The 20048-nt window shown below is 42.6% G+C and carries 15 protein-coding genes and 1 pseudogene; 7 read left to right on the top strand and 9 right to left on the bottom strand.

All coding sequences use genetic code 11. The features are described from left to right. Positions 1 to 241: 241 nt before the first annotated feature. Positions 242 to 403: a hypothetical protein gene (locus AAEY88_RS00930; protein WP_350557772.1), complete on the top strand. Its 162-nt coding sequence runs from the start codon at positions 242 to 244 to the stop codon at positions 401 to 403. Positions 404 to 466: 63 nt separating this feature from the next. On the opposite strand, the pseudogene AAEY88_RS00925 reads toward AAEY88_RS00930, so the two are convergent. Together AAEY88_RS00925 and AAEY88_RS00920 are read right to left on the bottom strand one after the other, a co-directional pair. Then, a pseudogene (locus AAEY88_RS00925) lies at positions 467 to 1039 on the bottom strand (YoaK family protein). Positions 1040 to 1192: 153 nt separating this feature from the next. Continuing rightward, complete coding sequence (locus tag AAEY88_RS00920; RefSeq protein ID WP_350557770.1) at positions 1193 to 2002, bottom strand: enoyl-ACP reductase; 810 nt, start codon at positions 2000 to 2002, stop codon at positions 1193 to 1195. A gap of 347 nt (positions 2003 to 2349) precedes the next feature. Here AAEY88_RS00920 and folE point away from each other — a divergent pair, with 347 nt between their 5' ends. From folE to phoU, 6 genes are all read left to right on the top strand, one after another. Next, positions 2350 to 2946 (top strand): GTP cyclohydrolase I FolE, encoded by a 597-nt coding sequence (gene folE / locus AAEY88_RS00915; RefSeq protein WP_350557768.1) that lies wholly within the window; start codon positions 2350 to 2352, stop codon positions 2944 to 2946. 998 nt (positions 2947 to 3944) lie between these two features. Beyond that, positions 3945 to 5114: a phosphate ABC transporter substrate-binding protein PstS gene (pstS, locus tag AAEY88_RS00910; protein ID WP_350557766.1), complete on the top strand. Its 1170-nt coding sequence runs from the start codon at positions 3945 to 3947 to the stop codon at positions 5112 to 5114. A 320-nt stretch (positions 5115 to 5434) separates the two neighbouring features. Further along, on the top strand, positions 5435 to 6385 hold the full coding sequence (gene pstC / locus AAEY88_RS00905) for a phosphate ABC transporter permease subunit PstC (protein WP_350557764.1): 951 nt from the start codon (positions 5435 to 5437) through the stop codon (positions 6383 to 6385). Between the two features lie 52 nt (positions 6386 to 6437). Then, positions 6438 to 7334: a phosphate ABC transporter permease PstA gene (gene pstA, locus AAEY88_RS00900; RefSeq protein ID WP_350557762.1), complete on the top strand. Its 897-nt coding sequence runs from the start codon at positions 6438 to 6440 to the stop codon at positions 7332 to 7334. A gap of 92 nt (positions 7335 to 7426) precedes the next feature. After that, positions 7427 to 8350, top strand: a complete 924-nt coding sequence (gene pstB / locus AAEY88_RS00895) for a phosphate ABC transporter ATP-binding protein PstB (RefSeq protein ID WP_407074411.1) — start codon at positions 7427 to 7429, stop codon at positions 8348 to 8350. Positions 8351 to 8610: 260 nt separating this feature from the next. After that, entirely contained in the window at positions 8611 to 9393 is a 783-nt protein-coding gene (phoU, locus tag AAEY88_RS00890; protein ID WP_350560383.1) for a phosphate signaling complex protein PhoU, read from the top strand. A gap of 757 nt (positions 9394 to 10150) precedes the next feature. On the opposite strand, the gene AAEY88_RS00885 is transcribed toward phoU, so the two are convergent. From AAEY88_RS00885 to AAEY88_RS00855, 7 genes are all read right to left on the bottom strand, one after another. After that, positions 10151 to 11365 (bottom strand): YadA-like family protein, encoded by a 1215-nt coding sequence (locus AAEY88_RS00885; RefSeq protein WP_350557760.1) that lies wholly within the window; start codon positions 11363 to 11365, stop codon positions 10151 to 10153. Positions 11366 to 11681: 316 nt separating this feature from the next. Next, positions 11682 to 12914, bottom strand: a complete 1233-nt coding sequence (gene msrB, locus AAEY88_RS00880; RefSeq protein WP_350557758.1) for a peptide-methionine (R)-S-oxide reductase MsrB — start codon at positions 12912 to 12914, stop codon at positions 11682 to 11684. A gap of 372 nt (positions 12915 to 13286) precedes the next feature. Next, positions 13287 to 14894: a dipeptide ABC transporter ATP-binding protein gene (locus AAEY88_RS00875; RefSeq protein WP_350560381.1), complete on the bottom strand. Its 1608-nt coding sequence runs from the start codon at positions 14892 to 14894 to the stop codon at positions 13287 to 13289. A gap of 109 nt (positions 14895 to 15003) precedes the next feature. Then, complete coding sequence (locus tag AAEY88_RS00870) at positions 15004 to 16143, bottom strand: ABC transporter permease (protein WP_350557756.1); 1140 nt, start codon at positions 16141 to 16143, stop codon at positions 15004 to 15006. Beyond that, a complete protein-coding gene (gene yejB / locus AAEY88_RS00865; RefSeq protein WP_350557754.1) occupies positions 16143 to 17213 on the bottom strand; it encodes a microcin C ABC transporter permease YejB in 1071 nt (356 codons plus the stop codon). The genes AAEY88_RS00870 and yejB overlap by 1 nt, the downstream gene beginning before the upstream one ends. 56 nt (positions 17214 to 17269) lie before the next feature. Beyond that, positions 17270 to 18049, bottom strand: a complete 780-nt coding sequence (gene gloB / locus AAEY88_RS00860; protein ID WP_350557752.1) for a hydroxyacylglutathione hydrolase — start codon at positions 18047 to 18049, stop codon at positions 17270 to 17272. 111 nt (positions 18050 to 18160) lie between these two features. After that, positions 18161 to 19993 (bottom strand): extracellular solute-binding protein, encoded by a 1833-nt coding sequence (locus tag AAEY88_RS00855; RefSeq protein WP_350557750.1) that lies wholly within the window; start codon positions 19991 to 19993, stop codon positions 18161 to 18163. Between the last annotated feature and the right edge of the window lie 55 nt (positions 19994 to 20048).

Genomic DNA, 20048 nt, shown 5'->3' with positions numbered 1-20048 from the left:
TTTTTTCTGCCAGAATAGTTTCTGTTCACCTAATATAAAAAGTGATACCCTTTACTATTATTTTATCTGTGGTGAATGATAATTGTTTATTTTTAACCATTCAGGTAAACAAATGACTCATTACACATCGTCACCAAATTGACATAATTACATCCTGTACAAAATAAAAGGATTGACCCATAATCAAGAGGTTGTTTTATATACCTAATTAAAAGTGGATAAAAGCCAACAGGAGTATCCCATGGCAAATCGTGAAAAGACTGACTCGACAACTAAAATGTCACCAAAAGATATTAATCAAGATAGACTTGCTAAAGAAGATCAGCAGCGTACCGATGATTCAGCGCTCGACATGATGCAGGGCTTACACGAGCATGAAAACCATGAAGAAGACGACAAATAGCAGACACTTTTAACCACGCTAGCTGCTGTATTTTAAAGAATATATATTCAATTTAAAAAGCGCTTATTCATTTAATGAGCGCTTTTTTCGTCTGGACTGACGTTTTTCTGGCAAGTCATCAGATGCATGGTTATAAATAAATGCAGCTGTGAGCACAATAATAATCGGTACGAATAACGCGCCATAGCCGACTCTAGCGTACAAAAATGCACCCACTACCCCGCCAGCATAGAAACAATACCAGATGACGGCTTAAAAACCGAGGGCGGGCTTGCTAATTGGTCGTCCTGCTAACCAATTGCCTATTGCTGCGCCCACATCAGAGGTCAAACCGGTCAAATGGGTGGTACGAATAACCGCGCCACCATAACTTCTACCTAATTTTAGAGATTTTTGGCCAATTACAAAGCCGCTTAATATTGCCCCTGCTAAGAATGACAATAGTGAGGCGCTGATATATAAGATACTGTGCGCATCGAAATGTGCTACGGCTGCTGAAAACAAACTAACGTTTCCAGTAACATGCGACACAGATAGATTGGTAAATTCCATCAGCGCTGCCGTATTGACGCAGCCAGCACTAAATGCTAACACTGCCCCGCCCCACAGTATCCACCTCGGTAATTTGGTTAACATATCTACCGCCTAAGAGCTCATTACCCTAAAAAAGCCACTAGTATAACTAAAAAAGGCAACCTTTTGGCTGCCTTCATTATGCTCATAGGAACGAATATCTAAGCGTTAATGATTAATTGCTACCTACTAGTAATTTAAAGTATTGTGGTTAAATTATTGATTTGGCTCATCAAGCATCATCAATTGCTCGCTAATAGCAACGGTATTAAAACCTGCATCGACGAACATAATCTCACCTGTGATACCTGATGCCCAAGGTGATAATAAAAATAGTGCCGCATTACCCACTTCCATTTGACTGATATTACGCTGGAGCGGGGCTATTTTTTCACTGATATCGAGCATTTTACGGAATGACTTAATGCCGCTGGCCGCAAGAGTTCGAATGGGCCCTGCTGAGATAGCATTAACCCGTATCCCTTCACCGCCCATTGAGGTTGCTAAATAGCGGACGCTGGCCTCTAAACTGGCTTTTGCCATGCCCATGACATTATAATTTGGCAATACTGAGATGCTACCTTCGTAAGTCAAAGTCAGCATAGAGCCATGACGCATGGCTAGTAGCTCACGCGCTTCTTTGGCAAGTGCCACAAAACTATAGCTTGAGATATCGTGGGCAATCTGGCTGCCTTCACGCGTTGTAGCACTGGTAAAATCGCCATTGAGCTGATCCATCGGCGCAAAGCCAATCGCATGCACCACGCCATCAATACCGTCACCCCAATGCGCGGTTACTTGCTCAAAACAGGCAGCAATAGAATCATCAGAGGCCACATCACACTCAAGTACCAAATCAGCCTCGAATTTTTCAGCGGCCATATCAACACGTTTTTTAATTTTATCATTCGGATAAGTTAGAATCAAAGACGCGCCTTCACGATGCAGCGCTTCGGCGATAGCCCATGCGATAGAAAGTTTGCTTGCAATGCCGGTGACGACAAATCGTTGTCCTTGAAGTAGCATAATATTTCCTTGTTGGCCGATCGAATACATTGCATATAGATTCGATATAATAAATAAAAGTTGCACAGTGGCAATAAGGTTGCACAGTGGCAATAAGATAATCAGATGGGTTATTGTACACGAAACAATTATACACGAATCAAATTAAGTAAACAGTCGTAAACTATTAGTGCTTTATTGTGGATAATTGCTTATTAAAGCATTAAGAATAGCCATAGCGGTATGAAGTTAAGCGGTTTTCAAGTATAATCACAGCCCTTCCCAGCTTGCACAGTCCTTATAAAAATCCTTTACAAAATAGGATTTAGCGTTAAGCTATACCCACATTTTGGATGGCTACCAAACTTATGAGTAACACCTCAATAATAACATCAGATTATCAAGAAAGTATTGAATCCTATCGCCAATTGATTACTTCAACTGGCGAAGACTTAGAGCGTCCTGGTCTTGAAGAGACGCCTATGCGTGCTGCGAAAGCGTTTGCTCACTTAACTCGAGGCTATCATCAAAGTTTGGATGAAGTCGTCAATGACGCACTATTTCCATCGAGTAACCGTGAGCTAGTATTGGTACAAAACATTGAATTTTATTCATTATGTGAGCACCATATGCTGCCCTTTCATGGTATCGCCCACATCGGCTATCTGCCTAATGGACAAGTATTAGGCTTATCGAAATTTGCGCGTATCTTAGATATGTTTGCTCGTCGTTTACAAGTTCAAGAAAACTTAAGTGAACAGGTCGCCCAGACTATTATGGATGTGACCGGCTGTCGCGGCGTGGCAGTGGTAATGGATGCAGCGCATATGTGTATGATGATGCGCGGTGTGAACAAGCAGCATTCAACCACCCGTACAACAGCGATGCTGGGTGAATTTGTCCATGACAATCAAGCACGTATGGAGTTTTTGAGCGCGATACCGAGACGACAACCAGCGTTTTAACTTTTAACATAAAATTAATAATTTAAAGGACGCTTAGGCGTCTTTTTTTGTTGGTTTTTAAGTTGATTTAGCTGTCTAAAGTATGAGCTCATTTTTTACTTAGGCTATTGAAGATTGGCGTGCGGAAATCTGGAGAATTAGTCATTCAGTGTATATGGTGAAGTACCTTGCTGACAGTTACTAAAAAGCATTTAATTGACGCAAAGTTACACCCAGTATTGCCAACTACTATAGTTAATACTAAATAAAATAGATACGCTAACAGTCACGTGCAGCTGGTAAAATTTTCTGGCTTGCTATGCAGCGATGCCACTCCAGAAGCTGCAAAAATTTCTACCAGCCACGCTGTATCCGTTTTAAAGTGAATTGGCTATACAAGTGCGACAAGTGATATCTCAAACCGCTTAATTAACCTGACGTTTGTCATTACAATGACTTTGAATGAATTTTAGTAGCTTTTACCCCACGCTTCAACAACATTTATATTAGCAAAATTTGGGCGGATTTGATGAATTGAATATTTTATTGTAATAAGAATATTTATGTGCTTTCAGGGGCAATATTTATATGCTAGAGTGTGCCCAAGTTACGTTCAGTTCTTTGTAAATTTGTCATAAAGGCAAATAAAAAGTCTGATTTAGCCCGTGAAATATATCTTCTATAATCTTTTTTATATCATGAGGTTATAGGTTACTAATAAATCTTTGTCAGTTGAGTTACCCACTATAATTATTTCGTTTAGGGTTACTTTTAGACTGAGCAAACAATCTTATAAGGAGACCCTATTATTTAAGAGCTTTTATTCGTTACTTTGATGTAATACGTCTATTTTAGTTCTATTAGACGGTCTTGTCGAAAATCACAATACGCACATTAGTAGTTTGGACATTCCAAGAGATGTCCTCGCTAAAGGTATCAATAGCTAAGATTTTATTGTTAGTGCTTAATTCCATTTATCTGAATTTAGTTCGAAATCAAATATTACTTAGGAGATATACATGCGTTATTCATTACTAGCTGTAGTAACAGTGGCCGGTGCCCTTACTCTAGCAGCTTGTGATAAGAAAGAACCTGCTAACAATGATGTTGCAGTAGTAGAAACAGAAGGGGTGAGTCAATCCCCTACAACCGCTAAAACGACGACTGCCCCAACAGACTCTTTTAAGTCTGCCGAAAATGTCTCGATGACCATTACCGGAGCAGGTGCGTCATTTCCACAACCTATCTATGCTAAATGGTCTTACGACTACAATGCGGCAACCGGTGGTCAAGTCAACTACCAATCAATCGGTTCTTCCGGCGGTATCAAACAAATCCAATCAAAAACAGTAGACTTTGGTGCCTCTGATGCGCCTTTGACACCCAAAGAGCTCGAAGAAGCCGGTCTTATTCAGTTTCCAACCGTTATCGGCGGCGTAGTGCCTGTTGTTAACATTGACGGTATCAAACCAGGCGAGCTTAAATTAGATGGTGAAACTTTAGCCAATATCTATTTGGGTAAAATTAGTAATTGGAATGACCCTGCTATTGCTGCTATGAACCCAGACCTAACCCTTCCTAATGCGTCCATCACTACCGTATTTCGTTCAGACGGCTCGGGCACTACCTTCAACTTTACGGATTATCTAGCCAAAGTCTCAAACGACTGGAAAGATACGGTTGGTGTAGAAAAGACCGTTAAATGGCCTACTTCTGCAACAGGAGCGGGTGGTAAAGGTAACGAAGGCGTTGCAAGCTACGTCAACCGTATGAAAAACTCCATCGGTTATGTCGAGTATGCTTATGCCAAACAAAACAAAATGTCACATGCAGCACTGAAAAACGCTGCTGGTAACATCGTTCAGCCTTCTGCTCAGACATTTGCTGCTGCTGGTGATATCGACTGGTCAAAACAAGAAGGCTTTTATAAAGTCATTACCAACTCTGAGACTGATCAAGCGTGGCCAATCGCTGCCGCGACTTTCATCTTAGTTCACAAACAACCTGAGAATCCTAAGCAAGCTGCTGGCGTATTGAACTTCTTCGATTGGGCTTACAGCCAAGGCGATGATGATGCCATATTGCTTGATTATGTACCTTTCTCTGACACTGCCGTTGCCCTATTCAAAGACAAGTGGAATGAAGTAAAAGGTAGTGATGGACAACCCGTCTATACACCAGCCCAATAACTTTATTTGTCAGTCATTATTTATTCTTATATCGTTAAGTTGACCCGAAGGCGTTGACTTGTAATCCTCTTGAACGATTACTGTCCCAAAAGGAGAGTGGTTCGAGAGGTTTTATCACAGCAAATTTAACGGTAAAGATGATGGGTTATATCAACCTACTTAACAGTTGTCAATTAGCAGCTATATACTAGCCGCTATAATAGATAGCTGTGCCCGCTTAACCATTTTAAGGTTGCTGTGGTAAGCGATAATCAAATGATAATGTTTTTAACTGACAGTTTACTCTTTTTGACTTAACAATATTCAATGATGAGGCGCTTATGTCAGATTTAAGGTCCCAGCTGGCTAAACAAAAACGTTACGATGCTCTATTTGTCAATGCAACTAAGGCCTTTGCAATAATAGTACTTTTGTCTTTAGGCGGCATTTTACTTTCCTTAATTGTCGGTGCGTGGCCGAGCATTCAGGAGTTTGGCCTCGGATTTTATACCAGCAATAACTGGGATACGGTAGCGGATGAATACGGTGCGCTGGCACCAATCTATGGCACCCTAGTGACGTCGTTAATCGCTATCGTGATTGCGGTTCCAGTCAGCTTTGGAATTGCGATATTTTTAACAGAGATGTGTCCGGGCTTCTTAAAAAAACCACTCGGTATCGCAATCGAGCTATTAGCAGGAATCCCCTCTATCATTTACGGTATGTGGGGATTATTTGTATTTGCGCCATTTTTTGGTAATAACATCCAACCTTGGTTTATCGAAAACTTAGGTCCATTGCCAATAATAGGTCAGTTATTTACGGGCGCACCGATGGGGCTTGGGATGTTTACCGCCTCACTGGTGCTAGCGATCATGATTATTCCATTCATCGCCGCCACCATGCGTGATGTCTTCTCAGTCGTACCCGATTTACTCAAAGAGTCCGCTTATGCAATGGGCGCGACGACCTGGGAAGTCATGTTTAAGATTATCCTACCTTATACCAAGGCTGGTGTGGTTGGCGGCGTAATCTTAGGGCTCGGCCGAGCACTGGGTGAGACCATGGCGGTTACTTTTTTGATCGGTAACGCCTTTAATATTAGCCCAAGTTTATTCACCTCTGGGGTGACCATTACTTCAGCACTGGCCAATGAATTTGCCGAAGCCTCTAGTGAGCTACATCTGGCGTCACTACTACATTTAGGCCTAATCTTGTTTGTCATTACCTTTATTGTACTATCCATCGCTAAATTAATGTTGATGCGTCTAGATCATAAAGCAGGTAATTAATAGATTTCGACAGCTATTCATATTAGCTAAGACGATACAGGAAAATAAATTTATGCCTACTACAAACGCGGCGTCCCCTATCGAGACTAGTTTTGAGGGACGTTATAACAAAAGCCTTTATAACAAGCGTCGCCGGATTAATAAACTCGGCCTGGGCTTTGCTTTATCGGCGATGACTTTTGGGTTGTTTTGGTTATTTTGGATTTTAGTGACGCTATTTATGGAAGGCTTTCAAGGTTTGGTGCAGTTGCCAATCTTTGTCGCCGATACACCGCCACCCATGATTGAGGGCGGACTACGCAACGCTATTGTTGGTTCAATCATGTTGGCATTTTCAGGTTTATTTATCGGGGCGCCTATCGGGCTGATGACCGGTATTTATTTGTCTGAGTTTTCCCATGGCAGTATGCTTGGCAAAGTGACGCGGTTCTTAAATGACATTTTGTTATCGGCACCGTCCATTGTCATTGGTCTCTTTGTTTATGCGCTTATGGTTAAAGGCAGCAACTTTTCTGGTTGGGCAGGCGCGGTAGCATTAGCGCTCATTGTAATCCCTGTGGTGGTTCGAACTACTGAAAATATGCTCAATCTAGTCCCGAATACCCTTCGCGAAGCAGCTTATGCTTTGGGAACGCCAAAATGGCAGTTGGTGACCAAAGTCACTATTAAGGCTGCCAAAGCGGGTCTGACCACAGGCGTACTTCTAGCCTTTGCCAGAATTACTGGTGAGACCGCGCCTTTACTATTTACCGCCCTCAACAACCAATATTTTAGTACCGACATGAGTCAGCCTATCGCTAACTTACCCAATACCATCTATCAGTTTGCGATGAGTCCCTATGATAACTGGCATACATTAGCATGGGCTGCCGCCCTATTGATCACCTTATCGGTATTGATGTTGAATATTTTGGCGCGCTATATTGGTGGCAGAAACAACACTAAATAAATACCAATACCAAATTGATAAGGCAGCACTCATTTTCTTAAATTTATATTAAATATAATTAAGCTAGGTTGGATAAAATTATGAATGACGTCATAAATAAAGCCTCTACAAAAACCGCTGTTGATAATGCCAATAAGACAGCAGTCAATACGACAGAAGGCAACTTATTAGCACAACCTATCTCAACTGCTGCGCAAATGAATCAGCCAGATGCAACAAGCTTTACCAAGCAGACAATCGCTGATATCCCTAAAAACATGCCCCCTACAAAAATAGAAATTCGTGATTTAAGTTTTTATTATGGCGATTTTAAAGCCCTCAAAAATATCAATATTGATATTCCTGATAAAAAAGTCACCGCATTTATTGGTCCTTCAGGCTGCGGCAAGTCGACGCTTTTGCGTACCTTTAATCGTATGTATGATCTATATCCGGGTATGCGTGCAGAAGGCCGCATTAATATCGATGGAAAAAACATCTTAGGTAAAGATATCGATGTCAACTTGCTACGGGCACAAGTCGGCATGGTCTTTCAAAAGCCGACTCCGTTTCCCATGTCAATTTACGATAACGTCGCCTTTGGGGTCCGCCTATATGAGAAGCTCAGCAAATCTGAGCTTAATGACCGCGTTGAGTGGGCACTTAAAAAGTCTGCTTTATGGCTTGAAGTTAAAGACAAACTTAAAGCATCAGGACTGTCCTTATCGGGCGGGCAGCAGCAACGCTTGTGTATCGCTCGTAGTATCGCCACCAAGCCTGAGGTGCTATTACTCGATGAGCCGACTTCAGCCCTTGATCCCATCTCTACAGGGGCCATTGAAGATTTGATTGAAGATTTAAAAACGGACTATACCATCGCTATCGTGACCCATAACATGCAACAAGCGGCGCGGGTATCAGACTATACGGTCTATATGTATTTGGGCGATATGATTGAGATGGGTGAGACCGATCAAATATTTACCAAACCTGCCCAAAGAGCGACTGAAGATTATATTACTGGTCGTTATGGTTAATCACGATTGGCTTAGGATTCATACAACGAACATTAGGATGAATTTGGGTTAAACCGCAAAACGATTCTTATTTATTCTTTCAAGTGGCTGTTTAGAGTACCTATTTAGAGTGACTGTTATGAGCAATAATTGTGAAGGATGATTCAGAGTTTTTAGGATTAGAAAAAGTATATCAGCAACTGGGGTTCGAACCATCAAACAATGTTCGATTCCATCGTCTTGCTATGCCGCCAGTATCTCAATGTCAGGGAGTACGTCCTATGAAAAATGATAAGCATATCTCTAAAAGTTTTGATCAAGATCTTGATGAAGCCATTCGGTTATTTTTATACATGGGTGAAAGCGCTGCCAGTCAAGTGGCAAAGGCGATTCATGCCCTCACTGATAAAAACAAAGCGATGGCACAAGAAGTCATTGATATGGACTTTGATATCAACCGTATGGAAATGGAGCTGGACGAACATATTTTATTGTTGGTTGCCAAACGCCAGCCGGCTGCTAGCGATTTACGCTTAGTAATGGCCATCAGTAAAGGGGTGGTTGATCTAGAGCGTATTGGTGATGAAGCGGTCAAGATCGCACAGATGGCCATTAAAATCACGGCACAAGGCAATGCACCGTGCGGTTACGCCGAGGTTCAGCATTTGAGCAATCAAGTTCGCTTAATGGTTCATAATGCCCTAGAAGCCTTTAGTCGCTCGAACGCTGAACAAGCGTTTGAAGTCATGCGTAATGATACTCTGGTAAATGATGAATATCAGTCTGCTCTGCGTTCTTTGATGACTTATATCATGGAGGACTCAAAGCATGTGTCTAAAGTCATTAATATTATGTGGGTATTGCGAGCCCTTGAACGTATTGGCGATCATGCACAAAACGTAGCAGAGTTAGTGATTAACTCGATTAGTGGACAGGACGTGCGGCATTCGGACTATGCCCAAGTCGAAAAGGCAGTGCAAGCAGCCAACGATCGGATGGCCGCTCGCCAAACCGGCACCACGCCAATGACTAACCCTAAATCGGCAGATAACGACGAGCACTAACCTTTAAAATAGACAGTCTAAAGTCAGCAGATTGAAATCAGCAAAAAGCGCGCTATTTATTATATAGCGTGCTTTTTGTGTGGGAGCAATTTTAATTGCCCCAGTAACAGCACAACCCTGATAAGGGTTACCTTCATTCATAGCTTAATGTCGCAGTAGATTCATGCTCATTAGCATTATCACCTTTACAAATTTTACTGCGAATAGTCATCATAATAGGTTTGCCGTTGATATTCCATTTGTATTCAATACCTTCAGCACCGGCAAAACAAACAACAGTAACAGTAGCAGTGGTTGGCTACAAAAAGTCCGCTTCACGCTTCACGCTTCACGCTTCAATACTGAGTTTATTACCCTTAATCACTGTGCACCAACTTTTTTCTGTATTTGCGAAAGATATGAATGCAGATATAAGTTCTTGTGGGTTAGAGTGATTAACGCGAAGCTGTTCTTTTGGAGTCGCTTTTGTAGGGTGTGAAATAACTTCTGTCGATTCCATTGATAATTATTACAAACAATAAGAGAAACACTAGATGCTAAGCATAAAGTAGTTGACTTCCTCCCCTTCCTAAACGGAGGGAGTTCCTACTACTATAGCTATGCTCGATGCAATAATGCTTTAGTCGATAAGCAGTGGGTGAGACCACCATAGCAATCCCAATATAAGAAGAAAGTCATAGAGTATGGTTAGACTTCGTGAAAAAACCTGCCGTATGGCTACGACAGGTTGAGATAAAAGACTAAATCAATAAAACTATTATTGACCAAATATGTAAGACATACCAACTCGGCCACCGAACTTTGAATCAGCAAAACCAAATGCACCACTGACTGACGTGCGACCATTATCTAACATTGTAGCGGCACCAATAGCTAAAGCACTTTCACCCTCGTAATGACCCATACCACCAAAAACAGCAACATTGCCTGGTTTAAGATTAGGGATAGCCTGTTGTGTTGCTAAAGAAATGGCCACGCCACTATTGGCTGTTTTTTCTACATCATCAACCCGACGATTTACGCCATTAGAATAATTCTGAAAGCTGCTATTCAAAATGTCATATTTGTTATCAGTATAGGCGTTAGCATCAGACACTGCGTTGACTCTTGCTGTATTCAACTGTTTGACATTGACCGCATCTGTGTTCTGTGTGCCCTCAGCCACATTAATTACTTGACGTTCACTACCTACTGCCCCAACTGATACTGTATTATCACGACTTGAAGTTGAATTACTTCCTACAACTACTGCATTATTGACTGCGGTACTGATTTCGTTTCCTACAACTACCGTGTTATTGCCTGTTACGGTATTATTATTACCAAAGCTATAGCTACCCGAACCACTTACGGTGCTTGGATCACCAAGCGCACCCGAATTTTGACCCGTTACTATGTTACCGACACCAATACTAATGGATTGACTGCCTTCAGCTAATGCACCATTACCAATCGCTATAGAATCTTGGCCGATAGCTTGGGCTGGTGTATCCGTACTATTAGAGGTCTGTACAGCTACACTGATATTAACATCCTTACCTGCTTCACCTTGAGCACCAGTCAGACCAGTATCGCCTTTATCACCTTGAACACCAGTTAGTCCAGTATCACCTTTGTCACCTTTGACTCCAGTATCACCTTTAGCGCCAATTTCACCTTGTACGCCTTGAATACCTTGAGCACCAGCTAGTCCAGTATCGCCTTTGTCACCTTTGACTCCAGTATCACCTTTAGCGCCAATTTTACCTTGTACGCCTTGAATACCAGTTAGTCCAGTATCGCCTTTGTCACCTTTGACTCCAGTATCACCTTTAGCGCCAATTTCACCTTGAATACCTTGATCGCCTTTGTCGCCATCTATACCAGCAGGACCCATAGGACCTGGGAATCCACACATCCACGGATCTAGCGAGCAAGAATCTACTGCCATTGCAGACTCTGTCGTTAGATATATTCCGCTAACTGCCAGCATACTGATTGCTAAATAAGATGCCTTCTTACCTAATTTATGCATTTCCTTATTAGCAGGTGTAACTAGAATTGGATTCCATAATTTTTTAACATAACTTATGCTCCTTGATGTAGCTTTAAACACTGCGAGTTTCAGACGCTAAAAACCTTAAATTTTAAATTAACTAAAAGTATACATTTTGATAATTATATTACACAAATACCATTAAATAAACACATTTAATAACTAAATAGCAATGTTTATACATTATACAAAAAAATTGCTCACTATGCCATTTAGACAGTAGTGAGCAATTTTTAATTTTAGTAGAGCAGCGTTAGCCAGCAGTTTTTACTTCGCTGATCCAGTTACCGTAACCTTCTTTTTCCATCTGCGCCAGCGGAATGAAGCGCATTGCCGCTGAGTTCATGCAATAGCGCTTGCCTGTGGGTGCTGGGCCGTCATCGAATACGTGACCCACGTGCGAATCAGCGTAGCGGCTACGAATTTCAGTGCGGGTCGAAAAGAAACCTTGATCTGCCTTTTCAACTACCATGTCAGCGCCTAACGGACGGATAAAGCTCGGCCAGCCAGTTCCAGACTTAAACTGGTCACGAGAGGAATATAGCGGTTCACCTGATATTACGTCTACATAAAGCCCAGGCTCTTTGTTATCCCAATAGGCGTTTTTGAAAGCACGCTCGGTACCGTCTTCCTGAGTAACTTTATATTGCATGTCGCTAAGTGACTTTTTCAGTTCTGCTTTTCCTGGCTTTACAAACGTATCTGGATTAAAGCCTGCGCCTACTTTGGCGTTTGAATTTTTCCCTGAGACCTCCTGCTGTGCACTATCAGCGGTAGGTTTGAACTGACTAAAATCTAGCTCATAATCTTTACCATACACGCTTTCGATAAACTGGTAGCGCCCAGAGTTAAAAGTATAATACTTGTAGCGCAATGGGTTCTTTTTATAATAATCTTGATGATATTCTTCCGCTGGGTAGAAGGTGCTAGCAGGAACAATCTCGATCACTACTGGCTTATCGTACACACCAGATTCTTGCAAGGATTGCTTAGCGGCTTCCGCTTTTTGCTTTTCTTCCTGATTGTTATAGAAAATAGCAGGACGATACTGGGTACCGCGATCTACAAACTGACCTTTGTCATCGGTTGGATCTGCAATTCGCCACAGCGCTTGCAGTATGCCATCATAAGTAATTTTTTGCGGATCATAATACACTTGAGCGGCTTCGGTATAGCCAGTACCACCTGCTGACACCGAGCTATAGGTTGGATTTTCAGTCTGACCACCGGCATAACCGGAAACCACTTCTACCACACCAGGAATCTTCTCATAACCTGATTCTACGCACCAGAAACAACCACCGGCCAGCGTCGCTACGGCCAGTTTCGAATCTGTGGGCGCATAGGGATTATCAACAGTAGAGGTTTGCACAGTAGGACTATTTTCAGTAGAAGCACAGCCTACGTAAAAAGCACTGCTCGCCAGTATAACGGTACCAACAACTTTAGCCTGTATTTTGAAATCCATTAGTATTTTGCGTTTCATAAAGAGTTCCTAAGAGTAATTTCATGTAACCATCGTAACTCTTAGGTATCACCGAAACGTTCCCAAACTGTTAGGTATTTACAACATTCTGTACTATTTTTCAATCGGCTAAAGATAATGACAATATAGATTCGATACCATTCTTAAGCCGATTGCGTACAGTAAATAGGTCCTACTGACACTTCACCGTTTCGGCATGCGATCACCAATCTAAGCCTAATTTGGTTGCTACGGCAAGCATTTATATTTGAAGGTAAACGTGTAAAGGAATGTAAGTGCAAATACTATAGCAAGTGAAATTCGTAAGTCTACTTATTTTAAATTAATCATGCTATTTTTCAGAAGAGACGTAAGGGTTTAATTATTTATTACTTAGGCTATTATGCTGGCTTGTAATAAACGCTTGGCGTAAGGATGCTGCGGATTATTAAAGATATCCTCGGTAGGTCCCGACTCCACACAACTACCATCTTTTAATACCATAATATGCTGACATAAGGCACGTACGACTTTTAGATCATGACTGATAAACACGTAACTTATCTGCAATTTCTGTTGTATTTCTCGCAGCAAATTAACGACTGTCACTTGCGTGGTACTATCAAGCGCAGAAGTTGGCTCATCTAAAATCAATAGTCGTGGCTGCATGACTAAAGCCCGCGCAAGCGCTACCCGCTGGCGTTGTCCGCCTGAAAGCTCATGTGGATAGCGCTGAATAAATTCAGCCGGTAGATGGACGGTTGCAAGGCTATCCATTACGGCTTGCTGACGCGCTACCTTATTGACACCTCGTACTAGCAGTCCTTCTTCGATGATTTGTAGTACCGTCATACGTGGATTGATACTGGCAAATGGGTCTTGAAACACCATTTGAATCTGCGCACGAAACTTGCGTAACTCATTTTTAGATAATGCCGAGATATCTTGTCCACTAACAATTATTTGTCCATTCACGCGCGCGTTATTACTTAGCAGCTGACTTAAAGCAAGGGCGATAGTGGTTTTTCCTGAACCAGACTCGCCAACGATACCCAATGCCTGCCCTGTCTGTAGCGTCATATCCACATCTTTTACCGCATCAAACCAGTGCTTAGTACTGCCAAATAAGCTTTTTTCTATAGAAAATAGTACCTGCAAATTCTTCACTTCTAGCACTGGAACATGACTGTCTTTAGGCGCAATATCAGCTATATCAAGAGCGGCGCCAAAGTTCTGCTGCATTAAGGTACGAGTGTAGTCCGCTTTAGGTTGGCTAAAAATGATAGAGGTACTGCCTTGCTCAATCGTCTGTCCTTGACGCATGACGATGATATCGTCACTATAATGCCGTACCAGGTTGAGGTCATGGCTGATTAAAATCATCGCCATATTATGCTCACGCTTAAGATTATTTAATAGCGCTAAAATTTCATGCTGTAAGGTTACATCAAGCGCGGTGGTGGGCTCATCGGCAACTAAAATATCCGGTTGCTGCGCTAATGCCATCGCAATCATCACCCGCTGACGCTGACCACCTGACAGCTCATGCGGATAGCGATTTAGCTTATCAGTAGGATCGGTGATATTGACATCATTCAACAGTGCAATACTTTTCTTTAGCCACTGCTTTTTGGGCACGCCGCTTAAACATAGGGATTCAGAAATTTGTTTGGCGACCGTATGTAAGGGATTGAGCGCGGTCATCGGTTCTTGAAATACCATGCCAATACGCTGACCACGAATGGCTTTCAGTGACCTATTTCGGGCGCTACTACTATTACTACCATTAGCAATCGATAATCCACCTATTCCTTCTAGCTGCACATTTCCGCTAACGGTGAGACTCTCCGGTAGTAATCCTAACAATGCCAAGCTGGCAATCGATTTACCCGATCCAGATTCACCAACAATCGCCAGCGTTTGACCTTTTTTTAGCTGGTAGGACAGCTTATCAACCAATACCATCCCTGCTTGAGTGACAATACTTAAGTTATCGACCATCAAGATTGCTTCGTTTGGCAGGTTAACCTTGTTTTGTTGATTAAGGCTGCTTCGATGCTGTTCATCATTTGCAGTGTTTGTTGTAGTAGTTGTCGTTTTTATAGTCATATTAGGAACGCCTTGGATCAAACGCGTCACGCAGCGCTTCCCCAATGAAAATGAGCAGCGATAAAATAAAAGTCAAACTAAAGAATCCTGACAACGCAAGCCACGGGGCATCAAGGTTGTTTTTTCCTTGTACCATTAACTCACCCAGTGATGGCGAGCCAGGCGGTAGACCGTACCCTAAGAAGTCCAGCGCAGTCAGTGCAATAATATTGGCGGTCAAAATAAATGGCAGCTGCGATAAGCTCGACGCTAAGGCATTGGGCAAAATGTGCCGAAGCATAATTTGACGGTCTGAAACACCAAGATTGCGTGCCGCTCGAACATAATCAAAATTCCGTGCACGCAAAAATTCTGCTCGAACCAAGCCAACCAGTCCCATCCAGCCAAATAACAACATCAACGCAAATAGCACAGTGATACTGGGGCTAAACAAGCTGACTAAGATAATGATCATGAAGAGCTGCGGCATCCCACCCCATACTTCCATAAAACGCTGGCCTGCCAAATCAACCCAACCGCCGTAATAGCCTTGAATCGCCCCGATAATAATACCAATAATCGCTCCGGCTATGGTTAACGCCAGTCCAAACAATAGTGATACCCGCATGCCATAAAGTATTCTTGCCAATACATCACGTCCCATATCATCGGTACCCAACCAATTTTGAGCGTTGGGCGCAGCTGGATACGGAATCCCCAGCTCAACGTTGGGCGTTTGGTCAGCAAACGGGATGAGCGGCATCACATAATAGCCCTGCGCATTAATTAATTCTTGTACCGCTGGATCTTTATAGTTGGTCTCGGTTTCGAATATGCCGCCAAACATGGTTTCAGGATAAGCTTTTAACACCGGAGTATAATAATCGCCTTGATACTGCACCAATAGTGGCTTGTCGTTGGCGATTACATTTGCCGCCATACAAATCACAAAAACGATGGTAAAAATAACTAGCGATATAACCCCAAGGCGATTATGGCGAAAACGATTGAGACGCGCTTGCCAGACAGGATTTAAGCGGTGCTTTTTTTGTTTAGATAGGTTAGATTTTGGCACAGGTGGTGGTTTAGAATGAGATGACTGCGTATTGAGAGAGTCAGGGTTTGAAGATTCAGTATTAACGGAGGTATGATGAGTTGACATTAGCGCCCCTCAAAATCAATACGCGGATCGATTAAGTGATAGCTTAAATCACTGATAAGCTGTAATAATAATCCTAATAAAGTAAAGATAAATAACGTACCAAATATTACCGGATAATCGCGCTGCTGAATGGCCTCAAAGCCTAACAACCCTAGCCCATCAAGCTTAAAAATAATCTCAATTAAGAAGTTACCGGCAAAGAATATACCAACGATAGCGGCTGGTATACCGGCAATAATAATCAGCATCGCATTTCGAAATACATGGCCATATAATACTTGCCGCTCCCCTAAACCTTTGGCGCGCGCCGTAAGCACATATTGCTTACCTAATTCTTCTAAAAAGCTAAATTTAGTCAAATAAGTCAGCCCTGCAAAGCCCCCGACCGTACTTGCCAGCAGCGGTAATGCCAAATGCCAAAAGTAATCCTTAATCTTGCCCAGCGCTGATAATTGGTCGAAATTTTCTGAGGTCAGTCCTTGTAGTGGGAAAATATGCCAATAACTACCACCAGCAAAAAACACCAACAGTATTACCGCAAATACAAACACCGGTATCGCGTGTCCAACCGCAAGTAGCATGGCAGTCGCTTTATCAATGGCTGACCCATGATGCATGGCTTTATAAACACCTAATGGAATAGCGATTAAATAAATAAGCAGCGTACTCCACAGCCCAAGCGAGATAGACACGGGTAGCTTTTCTACAATCAACTCCGTAACGGGCTGCCCTTTAAAGAATGACTCGCCAAAATCTAGGCGCGCGTAATTCTTTAGCATTAACCAAAAGCGCTCAGGAGCGGATTTATCAAAACCGTATTGGGCATTGATAGCCGCCACCATCTCCTCTGATAGACCCCGCGTACCTTGATAAGTACTGTCATTACCACCAGCGCTACCAGCACCAATATTGCTACCGAGCGCATTATCTTTGGCCCCTTGTTCAATAAGTGCCAACTGTTGCTCAACCGGACCACCTGGGGCGGCTTGCACAATCACAAAGTTCGCCAGCAAGATTAAGAATAGCGTCGGTAATATCAATAGCAGTCTTTTTAATATATAACGGCCCATGATGGCAACTTCCTAAAATGCAATGTCGGTGTAAAAGAGCGTGATAACAGCATTATTTAAAAATTATTTTTGAGTTCGCGTAATGCCGCAAATATCGTTAGCGGCTTCTCATCGTCAAGTTTCATTTTAGAGGCGACCCCTGCTATCACACTGGGCTCATCGGCTCGTAAAAACACATTAACCTCACGTTCGTGCGCTACCGTTACTGGCAACGTGGGAATGCCTTGATTTGTTTTCTCTTCGGCCTGTATCAAGGCTTGCTGCATGGCTACGTTTCCAGGTTCGATAGACAAACCAAAGCGCAAGTTACTGGCAGTATATTCGTGCGCTGGATAAAACAGAGCCTCATCTGACAAATTGCTTAAACGCTCAAAGCTGGCGTATAACTGTTCGATAGTACCGGTAAAAACCCGACCACAGCCGCCACTAAACAACGTATCACCGCAAAAACAATGCTTGTGCCCGTCAATATCTAGGATATAGGCCATATGGCTGGCAGTATGGCCTGAGACATCCCATACTTGTGCGGAACAGCCCCAAGCGTTTACTATGCTACCGTCTTTAATGGTTTGGTCTTCATCTACATTATGTTCACTGTGTGCAACCAGATGAGTCATGGGGAAGTGCTCTTGTAGCTCAGCAACCCCGCCAATATGGTCATGATGGTGATGGGTCGTCCAAATCGCTATCATCTCCAACCCTTCTGCCTCTAGGTATTCGATGACGGGCGCTGCTTGCCCGGGGTCAATGATAATAGCCTGTTTATTATTCTTATTAATCAAGGTCCAAATATAATTATCATTGAACGCTTTAATCGGGTGAATACGAATAGTCATATTAAATCCTTATTGAAAGTTATCTTTATTTTTAATGTGGGAGATCTAAAAGAGCTGCTATTCAAAGAATCTGCTTATTTTAAAGCACTAGCAATAAAACAATCGTCTACTTTATCGGCCCAAATATTTATCGACACGCGCAGCCGCCTCTTTATCAACCCACCAGTAGTCAATACCAACTGCGTTAGTAGGCAGTTTTTTGGCATGGCGATATTGATTCCAATAAGCAACGTTGGTCTCGGATTTACCATATAGCGGTACTAAATAATATCCAGCACGCAGCAGACGGTCCAGCACGTGAGTGTATAAAACAATCTCATCACGACTCTCAGCGTCACTAAGTGCTGCCACTACCTTATCAATCGCCACGTTTTTGATACCAATCGTATTGTTATTACCCGCTTCGTCAGCAGCGACACTGCCCCAAAAGGCCGCTTGTTCCGCTCCAGGCGACAGACTCTGCGCAAACACATCAACCGTCATATCATAATCAAAGCTACGCAGCCGTTCGTAATATTGTGGCCCATCGACTTGGCGTAATTTTGCATCAAACCCTAGGCGCTTTATATTACGAATATAAGGCAATAATACACGGCCCATTGTATCACCGGTCATCAGAATTTCAATTTGGGCAGGCGCACCATCAGGCTGATATAACTTCATATCATCATAATAAAATCCAGCATCTAATAATAATTGTCGCGCTTTTAGTAATCCTTGACGATTAAAGCCGCCCCCATCACTGGTTGGCAGCTGCCATTCATCTAATACCGCTTGGCGCTGAATAGGCTCAAGCTCAGATAACAAAGGCGTTAAAACTTGCATCTCAGTCGTTGATGGCTTGCCAGTCGCTGCCAGCTCTGAGCCATGAAAGAAGCTTTGCAAACGCTCATATTGATCATGGAACAAAGTCTTATTCATCCATTCAAAATCATAAGCAGCGGTAAGTGCTTGGCGAACCCGAATATCTTGAAAAATTGGCCGCCGCATATTCATAATTAAACCTTGCATCGGCACTGGATTCTGACTTTTGATGGCTTCTTTATTAATCAGTCCAGCGGTAACCGCAGGGAAGTTATAGCCCGTCGCCCAGTTAGATGCTTTATTCTCAGGACGAAAGCGGTATTGGCCAGATTTAAAACCCTCAAAGGCAATCTCATCACTTTGATAATAAACAAACTTAATCATATCAAAATTATAACGACCGCGATTGACCATCAAATCACGTCCCCAGTAATCAGGATCACGCACATAACTGACTGCTCGCCCTGCTTCGACATCTCCTAACTTATAAGGCCCACTTCCCATTAGCGGTGTTAGGCTAATCTTTTCAAAATTGGCATCGATAGAAGATTTAGCGAAAATAGGAAACTGTCCGACCGTTAGAAGAATCTCTTTATTGTCATCAGAGGCAAAGATGAATTTTACTTGCTGCTTATCAATCGTTTGTATGGCTTTAATATCGCCTAAATAGCTGCGAATAAACATCGGCCCTTTAGTCAATAGCGCCTCATAAGTTGCTTTAACATCGCTACTGGTAACCGGCGAGCCATCCCAAAAGCGCGCAGCAGGATTAATATGGTAAATAATCCAGCTACTATCGTTAGGATCATAAGTAACTTTGCTTGCCAACTGCGGATACATAGTGAAGGCTTCATTTAAGGAGCCAGTCATCAAAGTGTCATACAGATAATCAGTGCCAATCATCGCCACACCAGTGGTCATCCATTTATTGGCACTATTAAAAGTGCCGCGTGCGTCTAAGGATAAAGTGCCGCCAGTTGGGGCGTTAGGATTGGCATACGGCATATAAGGCGCATTAATATACTCGGCAGAACTGTTATGCCCGAGCGCAGTAGTGGTTATAGGCGCAGCCATAGTGATAGGCACCCAGCCAGTAGCCGCACAAAGCAAGACGATTTTCAACATGGCATTTTTTATCATAACTTTTCTATCATGGCTTCTTTATCATAATCGGCGTTATAGCAAACCTATGCAC

This window comes from Psychrobacter sp. CAL346-MNA-CIBAN-0220, from assembly GCF_040309805.1.
Taxonomy (GTDB): Bacteria; Pseudomonadota; Gammaproteobacteria; order Pseudomonadales; family Moraxellaceae; genus Psychrobacter.
This window is presented reverse-complemented; position numbering and strand designations above follow the sequence as displayed.